The organism is Castellaniella sp., assembly GCF_034674885.1.
Taxonomy (GTDB): Bacteria; Pseudomonadota; Gammaproteobacteria; order Burkholderiales; family Burkholderiaceae_B; genus Castellaniella.
The window spans coordinates 45,589-68,600 of record NZ_JAUCDS010000017.1; the positions used below are offsets into that span (position 1 = coordinate 45,589).

20 protein-coding genes are annotated in these 23,012 nt (G+C 63.4%); 15 read left to right on the forward strand and 5 right to left on the reverse strand.

The window, feature by feature from the left end:
- Positions 1 to 69: 69 nt before the first annotated feature.
- From VDP74_RS10555 to VDP74_RS10585, 7 genes are read left to right on the forward strand one after another with little or no spacing between them, the layout of a single operon-like run.
- The gene (locus VDP74_RS10555; protein WP_322999590.1) at positions 70 to 1,512 is read left to right on the forward strand and encodes a CpaF family protein; all 1,443 of its coding nucleotides are present in this window, start codon (positions 70 to 72) and stop codon (positions 1,510 to 1,512) included.
- Positions 1,509 to 2,492, forward strand: coding sequence for a type II secretion system F family protein (locus VDP74_RS10560; protein ID WP_322999591.1), 984 nt, complete (start codon positions 1,509 to 1,511; stop codon positions 2,490 to 2,492). The genes VDP74_RS10555 and VDP74_RS10560 overlap by 4 nt, the downstream gene beginning before the upstream one ends.
- Before the next feature lie 5 nt (positions 2,493 to 2,497).
- On the forward strand, positions 2,498 to 3,436 hold the full coding sequence (locus tag VDP74_RS10565; protein ID WP_322999592.1) for a type II secretion system F family protein: 939 nt from the start codon (positions 2,498 to 2,500) through the stop codon (positions 3,434 to 3,436).
- A 16-nt stretch (positions 3,437 to 3,452) separates the two neighbouring features.
- Positions 3,453 to 4,250, forward strand: a complete 798-nt coding sequence (locus VDP74_RS10570) for a tetratricopeptide repeat protein (RefSeq protein WP_322999593.1) — start codon at positions 3,453 to 3,455, stop codon at positions 4,248 to 4,250.
- An 8-nt stretch (positions 4,251 to 4,258) separates the two neighbouring features.
- Entirely contained in the window at positions 4,259 to 4,750 is a 492-nt protein-coding gene (locus tag VDP74_RS10575; RefSeq protein ID WP_322999594.1) for a TadE/TadG family type IV pilus assembly protein, read from the forward strand.
- Positions 4,740 to 5,372 (forward strand): TadE family protein, encoded by a 633-nt coding sequence (locus tag VDP74_RS10580; RefSeq protein ID WP_322999595.1) that lies wholly within the window; start codon positions 4,740 to 4,742, stop codon positions 5,370 to 5,372. Before VDP74_RS10575 ends, VDP74_RS10580 begins: the two co-directional genes overlap by 11 nt.
- Before the next feature lie 44 nt (positions 5,373 to 5,416).
- Complete coding sequence (locus VDP74_RS10585) at positions 5,417 to 7,447, forward strand: TadE/TadG family type IV pilus assembly protein (RefSeq protein ID WP_322999596.1); 2,031 nt, start codon at positions 5,417 to 5,419, stop codon at positions 7,445 to 7,447.
- Positions 7,448 to 7,536: 89 nt separating this feature from the next.
- Here VDP74_RS10585 and VDP74_RS10590 read toward each other — a convergent pair whose 3' ends face one another.
- Positions 7,537 to 8,982 carry an NAD-dependent succinate-semialdehyde dehydrogenase gene (locus VDP74_RS10590; RefSeq protein WP_322999597.1) on the reverse strand — a complete coding sequence of 482 codons (1,446 nt, stop codon included), beginning with the start codon at positions 8,980 to 8,982 and terminating at the stop codon, positions 7,537 to 7,539.
- A 277-nt stretch (positions 8,983 to 9,259) separates the two neighbouring features.
- Between VDP74_RS10590 and VDP74_RS10595 the strand changes: the two genes are divergently transcribed.
- The 4 genes from VDP74_RS10595 to VDP74_RS10610 all read left to right on the forward strand — a co-directional run bounded on the left by VDP74_RS10595 (position 9,260) and on the right by VDP74_RS10610 (position 12,870).
- Positions 9,260 to 10,063, forward strand: coding sequence for a transporter substrate-binding domain-containing protein (locus tag VDP74_RS10595; protein WP_322999598.1), 804 nt, complete (start codon positions 9,260 to 9,262; stop codon positions 10,061 to 10,063).
- On the forward strand, positions 10,060 to 11,208 hold the full coding sequence (locus tag VDP74_RS10600) for a mandelate racemase/muconate lactonizing enzyme family protein (RefSeq protein WP_322999599.1): 1,149 nt from the start codon (positions 10,060 to 10,062) through the stop codon (positions 11,206 to 11,208). The genes VDP74_RS10595 and VDP74_RS10600 overlap by 4 nt, the downstream gene beginning before the upstream one ends.
- 400 nt (positions 11,209 to 11,608) lie before the next feature.
- The gene (locus VDP74_RS10605) at positions 11,609 to 12,226 is read left to right on the forward strand and encodes an integrase (RefSeq protein WP_416232977.1); all 618 of its coding nucleotides are present in this window, start codon (positions 11,609 to 11,611) and stop codon (positions 12,224 to 12,226) included.
- Positions 12,227 to 12,240: 14 nt separating this feature from the next.
- Positions 12,241 to 12,870: an RES family NAD+ phosphorylase gene (locus tag VDP74_RS10610; protein WP_322999601.1), complete on the forward strand. Its 630-nt coding sequence runs from the start codon at positions 12,241 to 12,243 to the stop codon at positions 12,868 to 12,870.
- A 336-nt stretch (positions 12,871 to 13,206) separates the two neighbouring features.
- Here VDP74_RS10610 and VDP74_RS10615 read toward each other — a convergent pair whose 3' ends face one another.
- The 4 genes from VDP74_RS10615 to dctP form a co-directional block, all read right to left on the reverse strand.
- Complete coding sequence (locus VDP74_RS10615) at positions 13,207 to 14,484, reverse strand: hydroxymethylglutaryl-CoA reductase, degradative (protein WP_416232975.1); 1,278 nt, start codon at positions 14,482 to 14,484, stop codon at positions 13,207 to 13,209.
- A gap of 25 nt (positions 14,485 to 14,509) precedes the next feature.
- Positions 14,510 to 15,817, reverse strand: a complete 1,308-nt coding sequence (locus tag VDP74_RS10620; RefSeq protein ID WP_322999602.1) for a TRAP transporter large permease subunit — start codon at positions 15,815 to 15,817, stop codon at positions 14,510 to 14,512.
- Positions 15,814 to 16,326: a TRAP transporter small permease gene (locus tag VDP74_RS10625; RefSeq protein WP_322999603.1), complete on the reverse strand. Its 513-nt coding sequence runs from the start codon at positions 16,324 to 16,326 to the stop codon at positions 15,814 to 15,816. Before VDP74_RS10625 ends, VDP74_RS10620 begins: the two co-directional genes overlap by 4 nt.
- Before the next feature lie 74 nt (positions 16,327 to 16,400).
- On the reverse strand, positions 16,401 to 17,444 hold the full coding sequence (gene dctP, locus VDP74_RS10630; RefSeq protein WP_322999604.1) for a TRAP transporter substrate-binding protein DctP: 1,044 nt from the start codon (positions 17,442 to 17,444) through the stop codon (positions 16,401 to 16,403).
- A gap of 205 nt (positions 17,445 to 17,649) precedes the next feature.
- Between dctP and VDP74_RS10635 the strand changes: the two genes are divergently transcribed.
- From VDP74_RS10635 to VDP74_RS10650, 4 genes are all read left to right on the forward strand, one after another.
- Positions 17,650 to 19,008 carry a PLP-dependent aminotransferase family protein gene (locus VDP74_RS10635; RefSeq protein ID WP_322999605.1) on the forward strand — a complete coding sequence of 453 codons (1,359 nt, stop codon included), beginning with the start codon at positions 17,650 to 17,652 and terminating at the stop codon, positions 19,006 to 19,008.
- A 132-nt stretch (positions 19,009 to 19,140) separates the two neighbouring features.
- On the forward strand, positions 19,141 to 20,283 hold the full coding sequence (locus VDP74_RS10640; RefSeq protein WP_416232976.1) for a PQQ-dependent sugar dehydrogenase: 1,143 nt from the start codon (positions 19,141 to 19,143) through the stop codon (positions 20,281 to 20,283).
- A 68-nt stretch (positions 20,284 to 20,351) separates the two neighbouring features.
- Positions 20,352 to 20,873 (forward strand): helix-turn-helix domain-containing protein, encoded by a 522-nt coding sequence (locus VDP74_RS10645; RefSeq protein ID WP_322999607.1) that lies wholly within the window; start codon positions 20,352 to 20,354, stop codon positions 20,871 to 20,873.
- A gap of 4 nt (positions 20,874 to 20,877) precedes the next feature.
- Positions 20,878 to 22,152, forward strand: coding sequence for a HipA domain-containing protein (locus VDP74_RS10650; RefSeq protein WP_322999608.1), 1,275 nt, complete (start codon positions 20,878 to 20,880; stop codon positions 22,150 to 22,152).
- Positions 22,153 to 23,012 lie beyond the last annotated feature (860 nt).

A 23,012-nucleotide genomic window follows, 5' to 3' on the forward strand; every position in this document is an offset into this window, starting at 1 on the left:
GGGCCTGCCCCGGCATCTCCCCGATTCAGTCCCCCGCCGGCGCCGCCAGAACAGGCTCCGGACGCGGGGATGAATGGTGCTGCCGCCTCGGCGGCCACCAGGCCGGATGCCCCCGTGCACGCCGATCTTGCGGATACGGACCCGCCACGCAACACACCCCCACCCCAGGCGGCTATCTCGGCGCCGCCGGACACCGCCCCGCCAGCCCTGGCGATACCCGGCCAGGCAGCCGCCCCACGCGCCATGGAAACCGTGGTGCGGTCCGAATACTACGGCCGGATCCGCCAGACGGTGTTCGGCACGATCGACGTGTCGGCGGCCCTGGCGCAATCGCGCGAACAGGTCCGCGCCGAAGTCGACGCCATCATCGCCGAAAGCGTGCGCGCCGAGAACCTGCCGGTCACGCTGTCCGAACAGCGCCTGATGGGCCAGGAGATCCTGCACGACATGTTCGGGGTCGGCCCCATCGAGCCGCTGCTGCAGGACGAATCGGTATCCGACATCATGGTCAACGGCCCCGACCAGGTCTATATCGAACGCTACGGCAAACTGGAACTCACCCCGCTGAAATTCCGCGACAACGCCCACGTCATCAATGTGGCGCAGCGCATCGCCTCGTCCATCGGCCGGCGCGTGGACGAAAGCAGCCCCATGGTGGACGCCCGCCTGCCCGACGGCAGCCGGGTCAACGTGGTGCTGCCGCCCCTGGCCATCGACGGCGCCTCGATCTCGATCCGGAAGTTTTCCCGCAAGGACCTGACCGTGCCCCGCCTGGTCAGTCGGGGCAGCCTGTCGCCCGCCATGGGCCGGGTGCTGGAAATCGCGGCGTCCTGCCGCATGAACATCCTGATTTCGGGGGGGACCGGATCGGGCAAGACCACCTTGCTGAACGCCCTGTCGCGCTACATCTCGGCCACGGAACGCGTCGTCACCATCGAGGACGCCGCCGAACTGCAACTGCAGCAGCCCCACGTGGTGCGCCTGGAAACCCGCCCCGCCAACCTGGAAGGCCTGGGCCTGGTGACCCAGGGCGATCTGGTTCGCAACGCCCTGCGGATGCGCCCGGACCGCATCGTGCTGGGGGAAACACGGGGCGCGGAGGCCCTGGACGTGCTGCAGGCCATGAACACCGGCCACGACGGGTCCATGACCACGCTGCACGCCAACAGCCCGCGCGATGCCATGACCCGCCTGGAAAGCATGGTGATGATGGCCAACGGCAACCTGCCGCTGCTCACCATCCGCCGCCAGATCGCCAGCGCGGTCAACCTGCTGGTGCAGGTCGAGCGCATGCGTGACGGCACGCGCAAGATCACCAGCATCATGGAGATCGCCGGCATGGAAGGCGACGTCGTCGTCACCCAGGAACTGTTCCGCTTCAGCTACGACGCCAGCGCGTACGAAGAAGAAGTGCGCGGCGCCTATGAAAGCACGGGCCTGCGCCCGCTGTTCGCCGACCGCGCCCGGTACTTCGGCATGGAACGCGCCCTGGTGGAGGCCATGCACCCATGAGCACCATCGACGTCATCACCCTCATCGTCTTCGCCGCCGCCATCCTGACGGGGCTGGCGCTGCTGGTGCTGGCCGATTGGCGTCGCAAGCGCCCGCGCCAGCGCATGCGCGAACGGCTGCTGGCGGTCTCTGGCGCATCGCGCAGCCAGCTGCAGGCCAAGGTCGTGGCCGACCTGCAGCGCGCCCAGGCCGAGGCCCGGCGCCGCCGCCGGCGCCAGGCCCTGGGATCGCTGGGGTACTACCTGAACCGCCTGGATACGGTGGCCGGCGCCGGCGGCGGACGCCGCCTGGGGCTGACCACCGGCCTGCTGTCGCTGACTGCCACCGCCCTGCTGGTCCTGGGCGTGCTGCCCATGGCCTGGTGGACGGCCCTGCTGGCCATCGTCGTCGTGCCGACGCTGCTGGCCCTGATGTTCTACCGCAGCCTGGTCAGCCGATTCAGGAAGCGCTTCCTGAACCAGTTGCCCGATGCCATGGACACCATCGTGCGGGCCAGCCGCGCCGGCATTCCCGTGACGCAATCGATCCGCAACGTGGGCCTGCAGTTCGAAGCCCCCCTGGGGCCGGAATTCCGCAAGATGGGCGACAGCCTGCTGCTGGGCAACGACCTGGAAGACGTGCTGGACGATGCCGTGCTGCGGGTGGAACTGCCGGATTTCTCGTTCTTTTCCGTCTGCGTGCTGCTGCAGCGGGAATCCGGCGGATCGGTGGTCGAGGCGCTGGAAAACCTGGCAGGCATCATCCGCGCCCGGCGCGACCTGGGTCTGAAGACCAAGGCGCTGACGGCTGAAACCCGTCTGTCCGGACTGGTCCTGTCGCTGCTGCCCTTCATCATCGTCGGCATGCTGTATTTCGTGAACCGGGCCTACGTCGAAGTCCTGTTCACCACGGAAACCGGCCGCATCCTGCTGTGGACAGCCGCCGGCATGCTGTGCCTGGGGATCCTGGCGATCCGCTATCTGTCCCGGCTGGAGGTCTGACCATCATGATCAGCGGACTGTTCTGGCTGGATGCCCTGATCGCCTTGCTGGCTCTGTCCGGACTGGGCCTGTACCTGTATGCGCGGGCCAGCCAGCGGGCGCGCCTGATGGCGCGCGCCGTCAGCGAGGTCCAGCGCCAGGGCACCCAGGCCGTCCAGCAGGACCAGCCCGGCATGCTGGACGGCATGCTGCGATTCCTGCGCCGCCTGGGCGCCGTCACCCCGCTGCTGAACACATCCCAGCGCAGCGAGGCAGCCGCCAAGCTGATCGCCGCCGGCTACCGCTCGCCCCAGGCCCTGCCGGTGCTGGTGGGCCTGACGCTGCTGTCCATGATGCTGTGGACGGGCCTGCTGCTGTGGCTGGGGCGCCCCTACCTGGAGGGCCGCAGCACGAGCACCTGGATGCTGGCCCTGCTGGCCACCGTATACCTGGGCAGTCTGATGCCGCGCCTGGTGCTGGATCGCCTGGTGCGCCGCCGCCAGAACGCCATCCGCCTGAGCCTGCCGGATGCCCTGGACCTGCTGGTGATCTGCACCAACGCGGGCCTGGCCCTGAACGCGGCGCTGGAACGCGTGGCCGACGAACTGGAAATCGTCGCCCCCGACCTGGCCGACGAACTGAAGCTGACCGCCACCGAACTGAAGCTGAGCAGCGACATCGACGTGGTGCTGAACGCCCTGGCCGAACGCACCGGGCTGGAAGGCATGCGCACCCTGGTCAATACCTTTCTGCAAGCACGCCAGTACGGCACGGCCATCACCCAGGCGCTGCGCATCCTGGCCAAGACCGAACGCACGGCGCGCATGATGCGCATGGAAGAGCAGGCCGCCAAGCTGGCCGTGAAGATGACGCTGCCCATGATGGTCTTCATCCTGCCGACCGTCATCATCGTCGGGGCGGGGCCTGCGGTCCTGAGCCTGATGAAAACCCTTTCGTCCATGTAATCGCACCGGAGCCCCTATGAGCCCATTCCTGATCCGCCCCCTGATCTGGCTGACCGCCAGCCTGGCGATGGCAGGCTGCGTGCCCAAGCATGCCGAAGTCCGCCCCACACAGACCGTGGTCGACCAGGCCGCCCTGGAGGCCGGCGACCTGCGCATCGCCGCCAGCGCCCTGCAAAGCGGCGACCTGCGAGTGGCCCGGTCCCTGTACCAGGATCTGGCCCGGTCCCATCCCGACAACCAGGCGGTCTGGCTGGGCCTGGGCGACACGTATTTCCTGGCCGGTGAATTCGACACGGCCGGCACCGCCTATGCAAAGGCCGAGGCCATCGACCCGACCCTGATGGCGCCGCGCCTGGCCCAGGCTCGCCTGGCCGTGCGCATGCGCAATCTGGACGACGCCCGCGCGCGCTTCCAGGCCATCCTGGCGGAAGAACCCGATCTGTCGGTCGCCCTGGCCGGCCTGGGTGTGGTCTACGACCTGTCGGGCCAGCCCGCTCAGGCCCAGGCGATCTACCGCAAGGGCCTGGCGACGCACCCGGGCGACGAGGCCCTGCGCAATAACCTGGGCCTGTCGCTGGCGCTGCAGGGCAAGGCCCGCGAAGCCATCAACGTGCTGCTGGGCCACGATGGCGTCAGCAACAGCCTGCCGCAGCGCCGCGACAACCTGGCGCTGGCCTACGGCCTGCTGGGCCGCGAGGACGCCGCCAAGAACATCCTGCTGGGCACGCAGCCCAGCGGCCAGGTGCAGGACAATCTGGACTTCTACCGCTATCTGCGCGAACGGGTCGTCCAGCCGGGCAAATCCGCAGGATAGGTGCCGCCATGAACAGGATCGGACAGCGATTGCAACGTTTGCGGCATGACCAGCGCGGCGTGACCGCGCTGGAATACGCGCTGGTCGCCCCGCTGTTTTTCATCGCCCTGTTCATGAGCATCGAGGTCACATTCATGCTGCTGGCGGACGCCACCCTGGACACCGCCGCCAACCGCATCACGCGCATGGGCAAGATCGGTGAATTCCAGGGGGAAGACTGCCACGCCAAGGTCATGACGCAACTGCAGGACACCGTATCGTTCTGGGCCGATACCGATAATCTGCATGCCGACGTCAATGTGTACAAGCCAGATGAAGATCCTGATTTTGAAGACATCGACGACCCCAACTACCAGGCCCAGTGCAATGCCGGCGAGCGCGGCGACATGGTGGTCTTTCGCCTGGGATTCGACAAGCCCGGCCTGACCGGCATCATGAGCATGTTCGGGTCGGACTTCATGCGCTACGAGCGCACCGTGGTGATCTTCAATGAGCCCTGATCTTCTGTCCCCCCTGCGCACGCGCATGCGGCGCCTGATCCGACACCAGCGCGGCGTCGCCGGCATCGAGGCCGCCCTGATCCTGCCGATCATGGTGTTCTTCATCATGGCCACGGTCGAGCTCTACCAGTATTTCCGCGTCGTATCGATCCTGGACCGCGCCGCCTTCACGGTAGCCGACGGCATCGCCATGCAGGCAAAAACCCCTGACCGCATCGGGGGGCCATGCACCGCCCCCAATCACATCTGCACCTATGGCGCCATCATGGGCAAACTGATGTCGCCGGTGGATTATGCGCAGGGGGGTCAGTTGATCATGCGCCTGTACGTGGCCGACGGCAGCGGCGGTGGCGCCCCGGTCTGGAGCAACGAAGCCTCCCACGGCGGCTGGAGCACGACTTGCAACGGCGCGGGGACCTGTACCGACGCGGCAGCCAGCGCCAGCAGCCCGGACAGCATGCCGCCGCCCCAGCCCAACGACACCGTCGTCGTCGTCCAGGCCCGCCAGCACTACGAACCCTTTATCATCAGCTCGAAATTCTGGACCGCCCTGGGCGGCAGTGTCGACCTATCCACCACCGTATTCTATCGTCCGCGGTTCGACGATCTGAAAGAGCCCTGAGGAACCGCACCGACCATCCGGCATCGTGCCAGGAGGCTACCATCATGAAAGCCCGACCTTCTGTATTTCACCGCCTGCTGTCTGACCAGCGCGGCGCCATCGCCTTGACCTTCCTGCTGTCCTTCACCGTCATGCTGGGCGGCACGCTGTTTTCCATCGACATGGTGCGCTACAACGCCACGCAAAGCCGGCTGCAGAGCGCGCTGGACACCGCCGTGATCTCGGCCGGCCGCAAGCTGGCCGTCTACACCCCCACCGAAGGCAGCGACGACAAGGCCACCTGGGAAGCGGACACGTACCAATACTTCCGCGCGAACATGCCGGAACAATTCCTGGGGTCGGACATCCCCCTGGATGCGATCAACATCCAGTACCTGGAAGAACACACCGAGGACGGCAATTTCCGCACAGCCCAGCGCCTGCGCATGGTCGCCAGCGGCACGCTGCCGCTGCTGAGCACCGGCTATCTGGAAGAAACCACCATGAAGCTGTATGCCAGCAACTGGGCCGTGCGCCGCGTGCGCAGCGACCTGGAACTGGTGCTGGCGCTGGATAACACGGGGTCGATGGACTTCGACTCCCCGACACGGATGAGCCAGCTGAAGATCGCCGCCAAGCAACTGGTCACGACCGTCATGCGGGCCGGCGAAGCCGGTGTGGGCGAGGACGGAAAAAGCGGGGTGTACGTGGGCATCGTGCCGTTCACCGAATCCGTGAACGTCCGGAACATCAATTCCGCCAAGACGTGGCTGAACAAGTACCCTGCCCAGCAGAACTATCTGAACAATCTGTGGAACGGCTGCATCACGGAACCGCCGGGGAATTGGACCAAGAACAACAAGCTGCCCGCCCGGGCGCTGACGCCGTCTGCAGGGTTCCTGCCGCTGCAGGCGGTGTATGCGGTAGATTTCGTGCCGCCGTATTTTCAGGACGTCCTGAGCGGCGGCCGAAAGGACGACGAACGAGACCCAGGCGATGTGATGCCTGGCTCGATTCACCTGGAAGGAACGGGAAACCCGAAAACGTTGGGGTACTTGGCACCCAGCAGCAATGTGGCCACGCTGGACCGACGTATCAGGGCAGAGATCACACCAAAGCACCCGTCCACTAATCCACAACATCCGGCAGCAGAAAACGGATCGACAGCAGCAGCATCAGAAAAAAACGATAAAGTCCGTGCGTTGCTGGCACTGGAAGCAGGCACCTGCCCGACATCCCGCGTCATGTTCCTGAACCAGGAAGAAACCGATCTGAACAGCGCCATCGATTCGATGAATTCAAACGGCGGCACCAACGTGCCCATGGGCTTGATTTGGGCCTGGCGCATGCTGGACCCCGCCTGGCGAGGAACAGAAGGCTGGGGATCCGCCACCCTGCCCCGCGATCCGGCCGCCGGCAGCCTGAACAAGGTCATTGTGCTGCTGAGCGACGGCGACAACGACCCAGGCGACAGTGATAAACGAACCAGCTCGACCACCACGGCATTCAGACTTAGCTACGACTATAGCTATCAAACAATCAGCAGGGTCATTCCGGGGGAGTGCATCAAATGGAATGGCAATCACTCGAAATGCCAAGCATGGGGTCCTCAAACGTATGAAGCCAACCCCACACGTCACTTCGGCACACGATCAGAACTAACAGCAGACCCGGTCACCAGGCCTGTCAGCCCTATCAGCCGATTCTCTCAATGTCCAGTCACAGGAGTGCGAGGCCGCGACCCAGGCTCGGTCACACCCGATGGCAACGACGCCTACGATGACAGCTGCAGATTCAACCGCACCGACATCGGCTACCTGAACAACAGCACCAGCGACGCCATCACCGGTACGGCCCTGGATGGATACATGCAGACCCTGTGCCAGAACGTCAAAGATACCGGCATCCGTGTCTACACCCTGACGCTCGGCACCTCGGTCAGCAGTGGCGCCAAGACCTTGATGAGGACCTGCGCCACGGACCCCGACAAAACCTATTTCGACGTCAGCAATGCCGCCAACCTGAACGCGGCCTTCCAGGAAATTGCGGGCGCTCTGACGGAACTGCGGCTGACGCCGCCCCCATCCGGAACCTGATTCACGACCCGACAAACCAGAAGGCCCCTGGAGCGGCATGCCGCGTCCCAGGGGCCTTCTGGTTTCTGGACGACTCTTGACGATTGTTCCTACACCCCCACAGCCGACACCGCCTTGGTGTTCAGGTAGGCTTCCAGAGCCTCGGGGCCGCCCTCGGTGCCGTAGCCGGAATCCTTGACTCCGCCGAACGGCAATTCTGCCGAAGGCGTGGCGGGCTGGTTGATCCACAGCATGCCGGCTTCCACCCGGCTGACCAGCTGCTGCACGTTGCGCAGCGAGCGGGTGAAGGCATAGGCGGATAAGCCGTAGGCCAGGCGGTTGGCCTCGGTGATGGCTTCTTCCAGGCGGTCGAAGGTGCGGATGCCTGCGACCGGGCCGAAGGGTTCGTTGTTGAACAGATCGGAATCCGTGCCCAGCCCCGCAATGATGGTGGGCGCGAAGAAGTTGCCGGTGTCACCGACGCGCTCGCCCCCGGTCAGCACGTCCCCACCTCGTTCGCGGGCGTCCTGCACCACCTGGGCGATGGCCGAGACGCGGCGGGCATTGGCCAGGGGCCCCAGGGTGGTGCCTTCGGCCAGGCCATCGCCCACGGTCAGGGATTCGGCGTGGCGCACGAAGGCCTGCGTGAAGTCTTTGGCCAGGCTGCTGTGCACCAGGAAACGCGTGGGCGAAATGCAGACCTGCCCGGCGTTGCGGAATTTGGTGGCGCCGGCGACCTTGACCGCCAGTTCCAGATCGGCGTCTTCGGCGATGATGACCGGCGCATGGCCGCCCAGTTCCATCGACACCCGTTTCATGTGGGCGCCCGCCAGCGCGGCCAGTTGCTTGCCCACCTGGGTAGAGCCGGTGAACGTGACCTTGCGGATGACCGGATGCGGGATCAGGTAGCCGGAGATCTCCGCCGGGTTGCCGTAGACCAGGCCAACCACGCCCGGCGGCAGGCCCGCGTCGACGAAGGCCTGCAGCAAGGCTGCGGGCGAAGCCGGGGTTTCTTCGGGTGCTTTGCACAGGAAGGAACAACCCGTCGCCAGGGCGGCGCCCAGTTTGCGCACCACCTGGTTGATGGGGAAATTCCAGGGCGTGAAGGCCGCCACCGGGCCCACGGGTTCTTTCACGACCAACTGCAGGGCCTGCAGATTGCGCGAGGGCACGATACGGCCGTACACCCGCAGGCCCTCGTCGGCAAACCATTCGATCAGCGTGGCGCCGGCCAGGGTCTCGCCTCGGGCCTCGGCCAGCGGCTTGCCCTGTTCCAGCGTCAACAGGCGGGCAATGTCTTCCGCGCGTTCACGCAGCAACGCCGCCGCGCGGCGCATGATGGCGGCCCGGTCATGCGCCGACGTATCGCGCCAGACCTCGAACCCCCGTTGCGCCGCCGCCAGGGCGCGGTCCAGATCGGGGATGCCGGCGTGGGCGACCTTGCCAATGACCTGGCCGGTGGCTGGGTTCAGCACGTCCTGGGTGCGGCCATCGGCGGCGTCCACCCATTGGTTGTCGATCAGCAGTTGGGTATTGGGATATGCGTGAGTTGCCATCGTTCAAGACCTTCGAGGATAAGGAGGATGAAATCCATACAGACCAGACGAGTATAAAGCACGCAAAACAGCCTGACGCAACGCCTGTCTGCAGTTCATGATCTACATATTACACGTCATATAAGGTATATTTATTTACATTTAAATATAATAGAAATTATAGGTATATTCCCTTGTAATTCCTGGGGATACTACTGATGACAATGAGTGTAAGCACAATTTATAGTTTTGTTGTAGGACATCGTATATTTAGATAAATTACTTCGAAAGGATCTCTATGAGCACCTTCGCAACGACCCGAATGCTCGCCATTCTCACGCTGTCACTGACCGCGCTATCCCCCAGCCATGCGGCCGACCTGGCCGACATCCGCCAGGCCGGAGAAATCCGGGTGGCCACGTCACTCAGCGTCCCTCCCTACACCTTCACCGATGCGCAAATGCAAGCCGATGGCTCTGATGTCGCCACTGCAAAGCTGCTGGCCAAGGACCTGGGAGTCTCCCTGAAGATCGTCAGTGTCCCAGTCGCATCCCGGATTCCGATGCTACAGACCGGCAAGGCCGACCTGGTCATCTCCGTGTTGTCCACCACCCCGGAACGCGCCAAAATCATTGATTTCTCCCGCCCCTACTCCATGATCCGCGAAGTCGTCATGGCACCGAAAGACGTCCAGCTCAAGGACTACAGTGAGCTCAAGGGCAAGGATGTGGGCGTAGCTCGAGGTACCGTCGAAGACCAGTTGGTGACGGAAAAGGCCAAAGGAGCCCATATCCGGCGCTACGAAGATGTTTCCACGCTGATCACCGCTGCAGCATCGGGCCAGATCCAGTATCTGGCGACTGGCCTCATGAGCCTGGACGAGCTCAATCGCAAAACCAATGACCGCTTTGAAAGCAAGCTGGTCCTGAAGGATTTCATGCTGGCGATCGGCCTGCAGAAAAACCAACCTGAACTGCGGAAATGGGTTGACCAATGGGTGGCGGACAATCTCAAGAATGGCAGACTGAATACCGTCTTCGAACAGTATCATCACGTCCAGTTGCCCGAGCAAGTCCTGAACTGGACACCCGGCGCGCAATGAAGATAACCCGAATCGACGTATACCGCATCGCCCTGCCCTTCAGTGCTCGACGCACCGCGCCGGATACTGCGGCCAACAGGGCACTGGACCCCTTCAATGCGGCCTCCCCTGCGTTGAAGCACATGGAATCGCTGATGGTCCGCCTCCAGACGGATACCGGCCTCAGCGGCTGGGGCGAGGCCTTTGGTCATTACATCAATCCAGTCACCTTTGAAGCCATGAAAGGAAGGGTCGGGCATTTCTTCCTAGGCAGCGAAATCTGCACCGACGACCAGGGATATCCCACCAGAACAGCAGAAGCAGAGCACGCCTTCTACGAGTTCGGCGCCACAGGTCCCATCACCTTCGCACTCTCGGCGTTTGACACTGCACTCTGGGACCTTCTGGCCCAGGACAGAGGATTGCCCTTGTACCAGCTGCTGGGAGCCTCCCAAGACACGATCGACTGCTACGCTAGCCTGCCCAGCTACGCGAACGATCCCTCGGAGGTCGCCCGGCAAGTCTCCGGCGCCAGGGCACAGGGATTCGCAGCCGTCAAACTGCACGAGACATCACCGGCAGCCGTCGTGGCGGCCCGATCGGCCCTGCCGGACACCGCTGCGCTGATGGTGGATGTGAACTGCGCCTGGACGACGCCCCAGGCACAGGCGGCCCTGAGCGACATGCGCGCCGCCCGGCTGCGGTGGATCGAGGAGCCCGTCTGGCCCCCCAATGATCTATCAGGCCTGTCCACCTGCCGCAGCACCGGCATCCCTGTCGCAGCGGGGGAAAACGCCGCCGGCCTGCTGGACCTGATCCGCCACATAGAAGCTGGGGCTATCGACATCGCCCAGCCCAGCTTGGCCAAGATCGGTGGCATCACCGCGATGCTCCAGGCCATCGCCGCCGCCCGGCGGCACCAGGTCGAGGTCATGCCCCACTGCTTCTACTACGGGGCGGGGCTGTGCGCCACCGCGCATATCGTGGCGGCATTGGGGCCAGCCTGTGCGTTGGAAGCGCCTTTGCTGGACTGGCCTGCTCCGCTGCACCCCCTGCAACAGGCAGCCCCCGCCTTGACGCTGCCGCACCAGCCCGGCATCGGATTCAGCCCGAACTGGGACGTGCTCGAATCGCACCTGATCGACACCGCAACGCTGACCACATAAGCCAGCCGACGCACCGGCATTACACCCGCCCGTCCGAAGGGTATATGGTGGGCGGTCAGGTCCCTTGTCCAACGAAAGGTGATGCGCGTGAACCGATCCGCTCTTCGGGCCAGTCTGATGCTGGCCACCCTGTTGGCCCTGCCGCTGCCCTGCATCACCCAGGCCGCGTCGGTCACAATTCTCAAACGCCGAGGTCACTTTCCTCTCCGATGATCCAGGTCTTGCAGATCCGACCGTCTGCAACCCGGTAGATCACACAGTAGAGCTTGAAGAATGTCCAACGGTAGTCTTTGCTGGAACGGCGGGAGTCTGGCTGAGGAGACTCTTATTCATTAGACAAAGTTGACAAATATTACATAGGAGACTAGCGTTGACCCTATCTCAAATCAGCCTGGGGGAGATGACTATGCCCAATGCCACCCGTCTACCGCGCGTCACGGAGGAAGATGTACGCCGCTTCGCTGATACCGTCGAAATCCGGGATGCCAGGGCGTTCGCGGCCGAGTTGCAGGCGTTCGTCTACGAACGAATGAAGGCTGCAAAGCTGCCCGTTCCCAGGGCAGCGGAGACAACGGCACAGACCCTCGCCCGCAAGGCGGCCGCACTGCGCACCGGCAAGCGCTGGGCACCGACTGAAACCGACATTCAACGCGGCCGCGCCGTATTGCTGGCAGCCTTCAATCAGCCGCAAAATCTGCCACTCACCAAATTCGCCCAGCTGGCAGACAAATCGCGCCAGCAGATCTACAAGGACATCATCGCCCGCCGGCTGCTGGCACTGAACGTAGGGCCTCGTGGTCAGAAGTTGCCCGACTGGCAGCTTGATCCGGTAAAGCAGCAGTTGACCCAAACAGTCCTGCAGGAGGTCGAGGGCATCGACCACTGGACGATCTACCACGCGCTGTCCGAACCACTCGAAGGCCTGGGCGGGCGTTCGCCGGTGGACGCGGTGACTCCTAGCTCGATCGATGGCGTGGCCGAAGCCGTGTTCAACGTGCTGGGTATGCAGGTGCACTGAAGCCAGTGCCTCCCATGAGCCACGCACTGCCTTCGTTCTCGATCAATGCTGGTGAACTGCTCCAGCATCTGAGCCGCGTCATCTACCGTGGCAGTCCGTTGCACTATGGCAGCAACAGCACCAATCGCTACGATGACCCGACGCGGGCCTACGGTGTGCTCTACTTGGGACGCGACCTACCCACGGCGCTGATGGAGTCCGTGTTTCACAAGCACCAGTGGCTTGCGGATACGAAACGCTCAATCACGCTAAAGGAAATTCAGGGCCGGATGGTGCGCGCTGTAGGTGTGATGGCCGACGTATGCCTGGCCGACCTCACAGCCCCTGGTGTCATGGCTGGCTACTTCGGTCTGAACCTGGGGCAGTTGACCAGCCGCGACTACACGCACACGCAGCAGGTGTCTGCTCAGATCTATGCGATGCTTGGCGACGACGGCCAGCCACTGTTCGACGGTGTGCTCTACCCGTCTCGCAACAACTATCCAGCCAAGAACATTGCCCTGTTCGAGCGTGCGGGGACGAAGGTCAGCGTCATCGAAGACATCGACCTAGTTGACCATGTGGGCTGGTCATGTTTTGTCGCGACCTACCGTATTGGCGTAGAACCCGACCCCGGCCCAGTAGAGCCAGATGCAGCATACTGAAGCAACAGGGGGCGGCCCCCATCCGAGGCACCGGCATTGCACCCGCCCGTCCGAAGGGTAGATGGAGCCATACACAAATGCCAGTTTGATCTGCGATACCAATGGAGCAAGCGCTTGGCTCAGAGGTTCTGCGAGGCCTACTGTTTTTCGCGTGATCGAACACAACTCGTCGAAGATCGGGGAGTCCCGATTGGCCTGATAATGTTTCTGATGGCCGATGCGCGTCACAGTCACCAAGCCACTGGCTGCAAAAGCAGCCATCGATATGGCGACATATCTCGCGCTGCTGCGGTCAGGCACAACAGCGCAAGATCACCCGGCTCAACAGGGGTGGGCCTAGCCGCCCGCCCGCAGTTTCTTCAGTTCGGCTTCCGCCACGTCGATGCGCACCACGCCCAGTTCGACCAGGCGCTGGGCGACCTGGGCGATTTCCTCGCCCTCGGCCCCGGCCATCAGGGCGATGTTCTGTGAATGCAGGGACATATGCCCCTTCTGGATACCATCGGTTGCCAGGGCCTTGAGGGCCGAGAAATTCTGCGCCAGTCCAATGGCCGCAATCACGCGCGAGAGCTGGGCCGCATTCTGCACGTCCATGATCTGCAGGCACGCCCGGGCCATGGGGTGCAGTTTGGTAGCCCCACCGATCAGGCCGACCGCCATGGGCATTTCCAGGGACCCGGCCAGATCGCCTTGGGCGGTGACTTCCCATTGCGTGAGGCTGCTGTACCAGCCCTTGCGCGCCGCATAGGCGTGGGCGCCGGCCTCGATGGCGCGCGTATCGTTACCCGTGGCCATGACAACGGCCGTCACGCCGTTCATGATGCCTTTGTTGTGCGTGGCCGCGCGATAGGGGTCCATCAGCGCAAATTCGTAAGCCTTGACCATGCCGTCGCGCACGGCCTCGCCACCGATGGCATCCAGCTTCCAGACGCAGCGGGCACGGGCCAGGCGTCGATCCGCCAGATTGGACAGGATCCGCAGGTAGACACGCCCACCCGTCCAGGTCTCGATGTGCGGCGCGAGCTTTTCAGCCATGGTATTGACGGCGTTGGCGCCCATGGCATCGCGGGTATCCACGATCAGGTGGGTTACCACCATCGGGCCGCTGGGCGCATCGATGATACGCACTTCCAGATCCCGGAAACCGCCCCCCAGGCGCACCAGCACGGGGTCGCAATCATCGCAGATGGCGCGGATCTCTTCGGCATGTTCCAGGATGGCCAGGCGGGCATTGGCCGGATCGGACACGCCCACCAGCTGGACCTGCGCAATCATGCGCGTGCCCGACATCGAAGTGATGAACCCGCCCGAGTCGTAGCATTGGCGGGCGGCATTGCAGACCGCCGCCACCACCGAGGACTCCTCGGTCGCCATGGGCACGAGATAGTCCCTGCCGTCGATCAGCAGGTTCGTGGCCACGCCGACCGGGATGTTCATCGTGCCGACGGCATTCTCGATCAGCTGGTCCGCCAGTTCGGCCGGCAGGTTGCCGGTATTCAGGAACAGGGCCTTCAGGTCGGCGTCCTGCAGGCCGGCAAATGCCAGCGTCTGATCGATACGTTCTGGGACCCCCAGCTTGTGGAAGCCCGAAATGCGGGAAGTTTTGTGAGTCACAACAATTACCTCTGAAAGAAATGGATCAACCGACGAACCTGGGCAGCCAGGTCACCATGGCCGGGAATGCCGCGCAGATCAGCAGGACGAATATCTGCAATCCCATGAAGGGCACGACCCCGCGATAGACCTCGGCCATGCCCATGCCCTTGGGCAGGGTGGCCTTGAGGTAGAACAGGGAATAGCCGAACGGCGGGCTGATGTATCCGACCTGGATCGAAATGGCATACAGGACGCCGAACCAGATCTCATCGAAGCCGAAGGCCTTGACGATGGGCAGGAACACGGGAACGGTCAGCAGGATGATGCCGATCTCGTCCAGGCAGGTGCCCAGGAAGATCAGGATCAGCATCATGATGGCCAGCACCACGTAGGGGCTGACATCCAGGTCGCGAATCGCCCCGATCAGCGTATCGGCTCCGCCCAGCCCGGTGAAGATCGCCACGTAGGCCTTGGCGCCGATCGTGATCCACAGAATCATCGACGTCACCTTGAGCGTCTGGATGCCTGCATCGGCCAGACCTTGGAGACTGAACCTGCGCCGGGCGATGCTGGCCAGAATGGCGCCGACGACGCCGACGGCAGCAGCTTCCGTCGGGGTGGCGATTCCCAGGAAAATCGACCCAAGCACCATCACGATGAGCAAAGCCGGGATGATGATGGCCTGCAGACTGAGCAGCTTCAGCCGCATGGGGACGGGCTTGACCGATTCGACCGGCACCTTGCCGGCCTTGAAGTAGGCCACGTACAGAATGTAGGAAATATAGACAAGCGCCAGCAGCAGACCGGGCACGATGCCGGCAATCAGCATCTTGCCGATCGAGACCTGGGCCGTCACGGCGTACACGATCGTCAGGACGGACGGCGGGATCAGCACCCCCAGCGTGCCGGCCGCGCAGATGGTCCCGGCCACCAGCGAGGGATCGTACTTGCGCCGCAGCATCTCGGGCATGGCCAGCACACCCATGGACGTGACGGCCGCCCCCACCACGCCGGTCATGGCGGCCATGACGACGCAGATGATGACCGTGCCGATCGCCAGCCCACCGCGCAGACGACCAAACCACAGGCCCATCACCCGGTACAGGTCTTCGATCACCCCCGAGCGCTGCAGAATGCCGGCCATGAGGATGTACAACGGCACCGCCAGCAATGGTTCCGAGCGCATGGTGTCGAACACCTGCAGCACCAGGATGATGACGGAATCGGGGTTCCAGAGCGTCACGGTCAGCAGCAGCGACAGTCCGCCCAGGACGAAGGCGATCGGCAGGCCCGTGACCATCAGCAAGGTCAGGCCACCGAACATCAGGACGAGGATCAGATTCGAGCTCATGCGGCATCATCCTTTGTGTCGCCGAAGCACAACCGTATGAGTTCCGCCAGGCTTTGCAGGCCCAGCAGCAACACCGCCACCGGCACCGCGATCTTGTACGGCCAAAGAGGCGGATTCCAGGCGGAGAACGTGGTTTCCCGGTATTCGATGGACTGCAGCACAAGCGGCGTGGCGTAATACAGCATCACCCCGCAGAAGAACAGGATGATCAGCTGGTTGACGAAATCGACGACACGGCCGACGCGCGGCGGCATGCGATTGCGAAACAGATCCATATTGACGTGGCCGCCCAGGTGCAGCAGGTAGGGCCCGCCCAGCAGGAAGTAGGGGCCAAACAGCAGGACGGCCAGCTCCATGCCCCAGACAGTGGGAGCATGAAAAACATAGCGGCTGATGACTTCGGCCATCATGGCGGGCACGATGACGACCATCAGCGCGGCCGCCAGCATGAACATGGCCTTGTTCGTGCCCGTGACGGCGCGAACATAGAATCGAAGGACACGAGGCATGGTCTCAATCCGGATAGAGACGAATCAGACCGACATGGCCCGGCAAGGACCATGTCGGCGAAACGGAACCCAGGTCAGGCGATGAGGCCCAGTTTTTCCATGAAAGCGACCTGGCTATCCAGGATCTGCGTCGCCAGCGCGTCGCCCTTGGTTGCCGTGCGCCAGACTTCGACGACTTTCTTGCGGGCCTGAGCGACATCGGCGGGATCCAGGGAACTGACCTGCACGCCCTGCGCCTTGAAGGCATCGATCGCCTTGCCGTCGGCCACCAGAATGTGCTGGCGCAAGGCGCCAGACACCTCGCGGGCGGCTGCCGCCAGGGCTGCCTTATGCGTCTCGGGCAGGGCCTTGTACGCCGCCTGATTGGCCACGTAGCTGGTCGCCGTGGTCGGCTGGTGCGGCCCCGGTTGGATGATGTATTTGGCGACCTCGCCCAACCCGGCTTCCTGGTTGGCGGTCAGGTCGCCGCGATCCGCGATGTCGATCACGCCCTTGTCCAGAGCGGAGTACACATCGGCAGTCGCCAGCGGCGTCACCGCCACGCCCAGGGCTCCCATGACGGCAGACGCCAGGCCCACGAAGCGGCCCTTCTTGCCTTTGAAGTCGGCCACGGTCTGGAGCGGGACCTTCGAGTGGATGGGTTCGGCGCCGTAGACCGTGGGGGCGATGTAGAACAGGCCCGCCGGGGCGTAGGCCTTTCGAGCCAGATCCAGCCCGCCCAGTTCATAGAACCAGGCCTCGTATTGGTCCGATTCGGTGAAGCCGAACGGAATGGTGCTGGTAAAGGCAAAGCTGGGGATCTTGCCGGCCTCGTAGCCATCGAAGGTCTTCATGAGCTGGAAAGCGCCGCCACGCACGGCATCGAAAGCCTGATTGGCCGGCACCAGCTGGCCCGCCGAGAACAGTTCGATCTCGAACTGGCCGCCGGTCAGCTCGGCCACGCGCTTGACGAAGAGTTCCTCGAATTTCTGCGGAGTCGTGCCACCGTCCCACAAGGCCTGCATCCGCCATTTCACCTTGGCCTGCGCGCGGGCCGATCCTGCGACCCCGAGGCCGACACCGGCCAGGGAACTTGCACCCAAGGTCTTGAGTACGCCACGCCGAGTGAATGTCGTCATAATCATCTCCATGAAAGCCACTGCCCCGGTCATCGGGGTCTGGGGAACGGGCTCGCGGCCCGCTTCGTTAATCGTTATCGACCTGCCCGTCTTCCTGGCAGGCAACAATCATCATAGGGTAGCAACAGGTACAATAAAAGGTACAATTTTTGGAACTTACCAGAACTGTACCCTGCCCTGACCCAATACAATTGCGGACCCGATCATGACGCGCATCGAAGCTGTCATCCAGCAGATCCACCAAGGCATCGCGGCGGGCACCTGGCCGCCGGGCGCGCGCATCTGGCCCATCCGCACGGCAGCCGCCGAACTCAAGGTCTCGAAGAACACGGTGGCGGAAGCCTACGACCGCATGGTGGCGCTCGGACAACTCGAGGCACGCGTCGGGTCCGGCTTCTACGTCCCCCGCGCGACACGGCGGGAGCGGCTGCCCAAGGCCCTGTCCGTGGCGCAGGCCGTCGATGCGGCATCGCTGCTGCGCGAACAGCTGATCCGGCAATACGAGGTGCGCATCGGCGAAGGACGACCCCCGCACGACTGGGCCGGCAAGCTGGATTTCCACCTGCCAGCGGCAGGGCGATCCTCGGCCGAAGACAATGAAGTCCACGGCTACGGCAACCCCTGGGGCTTCATCCGGTTGCGGGAATACCTGTCACGCAGCCTGCATGATCGGCAGATCCATGCAGACCCCGAACACATCCTGACCACCATGGGGGCCAACCATGCCCTCGACCTGATTGCCCGCCAACTGCTGGAACCCGGCGACACCGTGCTGGTCGACAGTCCGGGCTACTACCCCTTGTTCGCCAAGCTGCATCTGGGTGGCGTGCAGATCATCGGCGTCAAACGCCTGGTCAACGGCCCCGACATCGACGACCTGAACGCCAAGGCGGCCCGGTACCAGCCAAAGATCTTCTTTACTCAGTCTCAGGCGCACAACCCCACCGGCAGCGCCCTGACACTGCCGGTGGGGCACCGTATCCTGCTGGCAGCCACGCAGCATCGGTTCCTGGTGGTAGAGGACGATCCGTTTGCCGATATCCTGCCGGCAGACAGCCCCCGGCTGGCCAGCCTGGACCAGCTGGAACGCGTCATCTACGTCGGCACGTTCTCCAAGACCCTGTCGGCGGGACTGCGCGTCGGGTACCTGGCGTGCAACGCCACATTGGCGCGCGCGCTGTGCGACTTGAAGATGCTCACCATCGCCAGTTCAGGCGATATCGCGGAACGGATGCTGTATGAATTCATCGCATCCGGCCAGTACCTCAAGCACCTGCGCAAGCTGCGCCATCGCGTTTTCCAAGCAACCGGCCAGGCGCTCGACATCCTGCACGACCTGGGCCTGGAAGTCTTTTGCGAACCCACGGGATGCTTTTATCTGTGGGTCCACCTGCGCCCGGGCGATCACGAAGAAAAACTGGTCCAGGAAGCCTCGGAACACAGCATATTCATCGCCCCGGGGCACCTGTTCACGCCAGACCGGCACAGCACACGCCCCGCGATGCGCCTGAACATCGCCTATGCAGCCCATCCGAAGTTCATCGAATTCATGAAGCGGCGCTGATGGCACCGCCCTGACCGCCTGCCGGCGGGCGCGCTGTGCGGTCCAGCCGTCCAACGCGCCGGCATTGCACTCATCCGCCCGAAGGGTATACGGTGGACGGTCGGGTCCCTTGTCCAACGAAAGGTGATGCGCGTGAACCGATCCACTCTCCAGGCCTGCCTGATGCTGGCCACCTTGCTGGCCCTGCCGCTGCCTCGCAGCCAGGCTGCGTCGGTCAACGAGGGCGCTCTGGCACCAGACGCGAACGCGCCGTTCACCACCCGGCAGATCGCCACCTTCGACTCCCCCTGGGCCATTGCCTTCCTGCCCGACGGCCGTCTTGTCGTGACCGAGAAGACGGGCCGCATGTTCCTGGCCATGCAAGCCGGGGACAAGACCCCCATTGACGGCATTCCGGCCGTCTATGATCGGGGCCAGAACGGCCTGCTGGATGTGGCGCCCTCGCCGGATTTTGCTCGGGACCATCTGCTGTATTTCACCTATGTCGCGCCCGACGCCGCAGGCGGCGCGCTGGTCCTGGCCCGCGCCCAGCTACAGGAATCCACGGGCGGCGCGCGCCTGGGCGCGCTGGAAACCCTGTGGCGGCAACGGCCGGGCAGCCGGGGCGGCCAGCCCGGCGGCATCATCGCCTTTGCCCCTGACGGCCAGCATCTGTTCCTGAGCGTCGGCGACCGGATGGAGCCCGACACAGCCCAGGACCCCGATGCCGCCCGAGGCAAGATCCTGCGCCTGAACCGGGACGGATCCGCCCCGCCCGACAACCCCATGGCCGGGCAAGCCGGCATCCGCGCCCTGACCTGGACGACCGGCCACCGCAACCCCTACGGCCTGGCCTTCGCGCCCGACGGGCGGCTGTGGGAACACGAGATGGGCCCTCGGGGCGGCGACGAACTGAACCTGATCCTGCCGGGCAAGAACTATGGCTGGCCGGTGGTGTCCAACGGCGATCAGTACAGCGGCATCCCGATCCCCAGGCACGCTACACACCCCGAATTCGAGGCGCCCCGCATCTACTGGAACCCGGTGATTGCCCCTGCCGGACTGGCGTTCTACCAGGGATCGCAGTTCCCGGCCTGGCAGGGGTCGGCACTGATCGGCGGACTGCGGGCCGAGAGCCTGGTACGGGTTACGTTCAGCGCGGATGGCGACGCCCGGCAGGCCGACCGCTGGCCGCTGGGCGCCCGCATCCGCGATGTCGCCGTGGCGCCCGACGGCACGGTCTGGATCATCCAGGATGGCCCCCATGCCGCGCTGCTGCGGCTGAGGGCCAAGTAAGGTATCGGCGCTATGGAAATGCTATTATTCTAGCTGTTTTCATCTATAAACGATTGAATATTAGAATTATGGCCAAAAAAACAGCCCTTCTTCTGCCGTCTACCAACAGACTGCTCATCGACTTTGGCGAGCGGCTCAAGCTCGCGCGCCTGCGCAGAAAGCTCACGGCCAAACAGGTTGCCGAGCGCGCGGGGATGTCTCCCATGACCCTGCGTTCGCTAGAGGCGGGCGGCTCAGGCGTCACGATGGGCGCATACCTTTCCGTCATGCAGGTTCTTGGCCTGGTCAATGACCTGGCCAAACTCGCCGCTGCGGACGAACTCGGCCGCCAGCTTCAAGATGCGCGTCTGATCAGAAACGAGGCAGTGCACCATGCCCTCGGTCAGAAAGCGGATCGCGATGATCTGCAGACAAGACGCGCGCCACGCGGTTCCACTCCAGGCGCCGCAACCAAGACGGCAAGGCAGGACGGCCCGCCGACAGGCGTTTCGCAAAAGCGCGACCCTCGTCCCGGAGCCTTCATAGACAGCAGAAAGAGCACAATCGGCCTGAGCTCCCTGCTCAAGAAGCCCAGCGCAAGGAAAGGGTAAAGCCATGAGCATGATCGCCGTGTACGCGGACTGGGATGGACTGCCTGAACCCCGACGGCTGGGCTTCCTGCACAGTCGCAGGACACGCGCGGCCGAGCGGTTCGAATTCGCCTACGACGACGCGGCACTCGCCGACCCTCGGCTTGCTGGACTGCAGTTGGACCCGAACATTCAGGCATTCGGCGGACCGCAATATCCCACCCCGACCAGGGACAAGTTCGGCGTCTTTGACGATTCAAGTCCGGACCGGTGGGGGCGGCTGCTCATGGATCGCAGGGCCGAGCGCGACAAGCGGGCGGGCCTTGTGCCCGCCGATGCGCGTCTCTATGAATCAGACTACCTGCTGGGTGTACACGATCTGTACCGCGTCGGCGCGTTGAGGTATCGGCTGGAGGATCAGGGTGGCTTCCTTGATGACCGAATCAACGTCGCTGCTCCGCCTTTCACTGAAATTCGCGCCCTGGAGCAGGCCAGCCGCGCACTCGAACAGGATCCCGACAATATCGCCGACCAGGGACAGGACTGGCTGCGCATGCTCATCGCACCGGGCGGTTCGCTCGGCGGCGCCAGGCCCAAGGCAAGCGTCGTGGACGATGCGGGGCACTTGCACATCGCCAAATTTCCCAGCACACGAGACACCTACGATATCGGCGGATGGGAACTGGTGGTCAACGGGCTGGCGCATGGTTGCGGCCTGACTGTCGCCCCCGCGCAGGCCCGAAAGTTCGCCAGCAACCATCACTGCTACGTGGTGCGCCGCTTCGATCGCACGGATGCAGGCCGCCGACTGCATTTCGCCTCGGCAATGACCCTGACCGGTCACAGCGATGGCGATGATGCCTCTACAGGGGCAAGCTACCTGGAACTCGCAGAAGTACTCATCAATCAGGGCTCGCAGCCCAATGAGGATCTGCAGGAGCTTTGGTCGCGCATCGTCTTCAACATCCTCGTCTCCAATACGGACGACCATCTGCGCAACCACGGCTTCATCCTGGTGCCGGGCAGCGGCTGGCAGCTCGCGCCGGCCTACGACATGAACCCCGTAATCCATGCCGATGGTCTGAAGCTCAACATCACCGAGGCGGACAACGCCCTGGATCCTGAGTTGGCCCGGGAGGTTGCCGGGTACTTCCGACTGGACCTGCGCGCGGCGGACGAAATCATCGAAAGGTTTCGCGGCATCGTCGCCCAGTGGCGAACGCTGGCCCAAAGCATCGGCCTCTCTGCGCGAGAGCAAGACCGCATGGCCGATGCCTTCCGCTTGGCGGGGGGTGCATGATGGGGCCCATCCCATTGTTAATGGGGTACAGCCCACTGTCGGAACTGCCACACGATATCTGACGCACCCACGAAAAAGCCGGATCAGAAGATATCTGATCCGGCCTTTTGAATGAGTGGTCGGGGTGACATGATTCGAACATGCGACTCCTACGTCCCGAACATCAAATCCGCTCACTAAACAGGTCTCGGCATAATAGCACAATCCTTATATTTCATGTATTTACCGCACCCTTCCGTTCCATTCCACCTCTTTCCACACCCTTCAAATCTGTGCCAAATTTCCGAATTTGGCACAGATTTGGCACAGGATTCCGCAGCCGCAACCACGCCCTAACCGTAAATTCTCGGCAAAAATTTAGTGCATAAAAGCATCGCTATACGAAGCACCGCCAACTCATGGCAGCTTCCATAAGGTGCACTATGCAGCCGTTCAACCTCCTCTCCCTCTCGGACATCGCAACACTGTTTGATGTGTGCGAACGCACAGTTCGTAACAATGTAGACGCCGGCGACTTTCCTGCCCCGACAAAGATTCTGGGCAAGAATTTCTGGCATTCGGATTTACTGTACGACTAGCTCGACCAAAAAATGCGTAGCGCACCAGCAGCGGAGCCGTCGGAGCGCCAAGCCGAACCTGCAGTTCGGATAGTCAAAGAAAAGCTGTCCGCAGGCGCTCGTGCCGTAAGCTCCCCCGTCAAGTAGACATCGCTTGATAGAGGTTCAGGGCCGTTGTTAACCGAGGCAGAAACTGCACCGGTGGAACGTTCCCCAGCGATTCGTGGGGACGATATTCGTTGTAATCGCGTATGCGTCGCGCTCGATGATGATGGCGCCGGCGTTGTCGAACAGCACATGCTG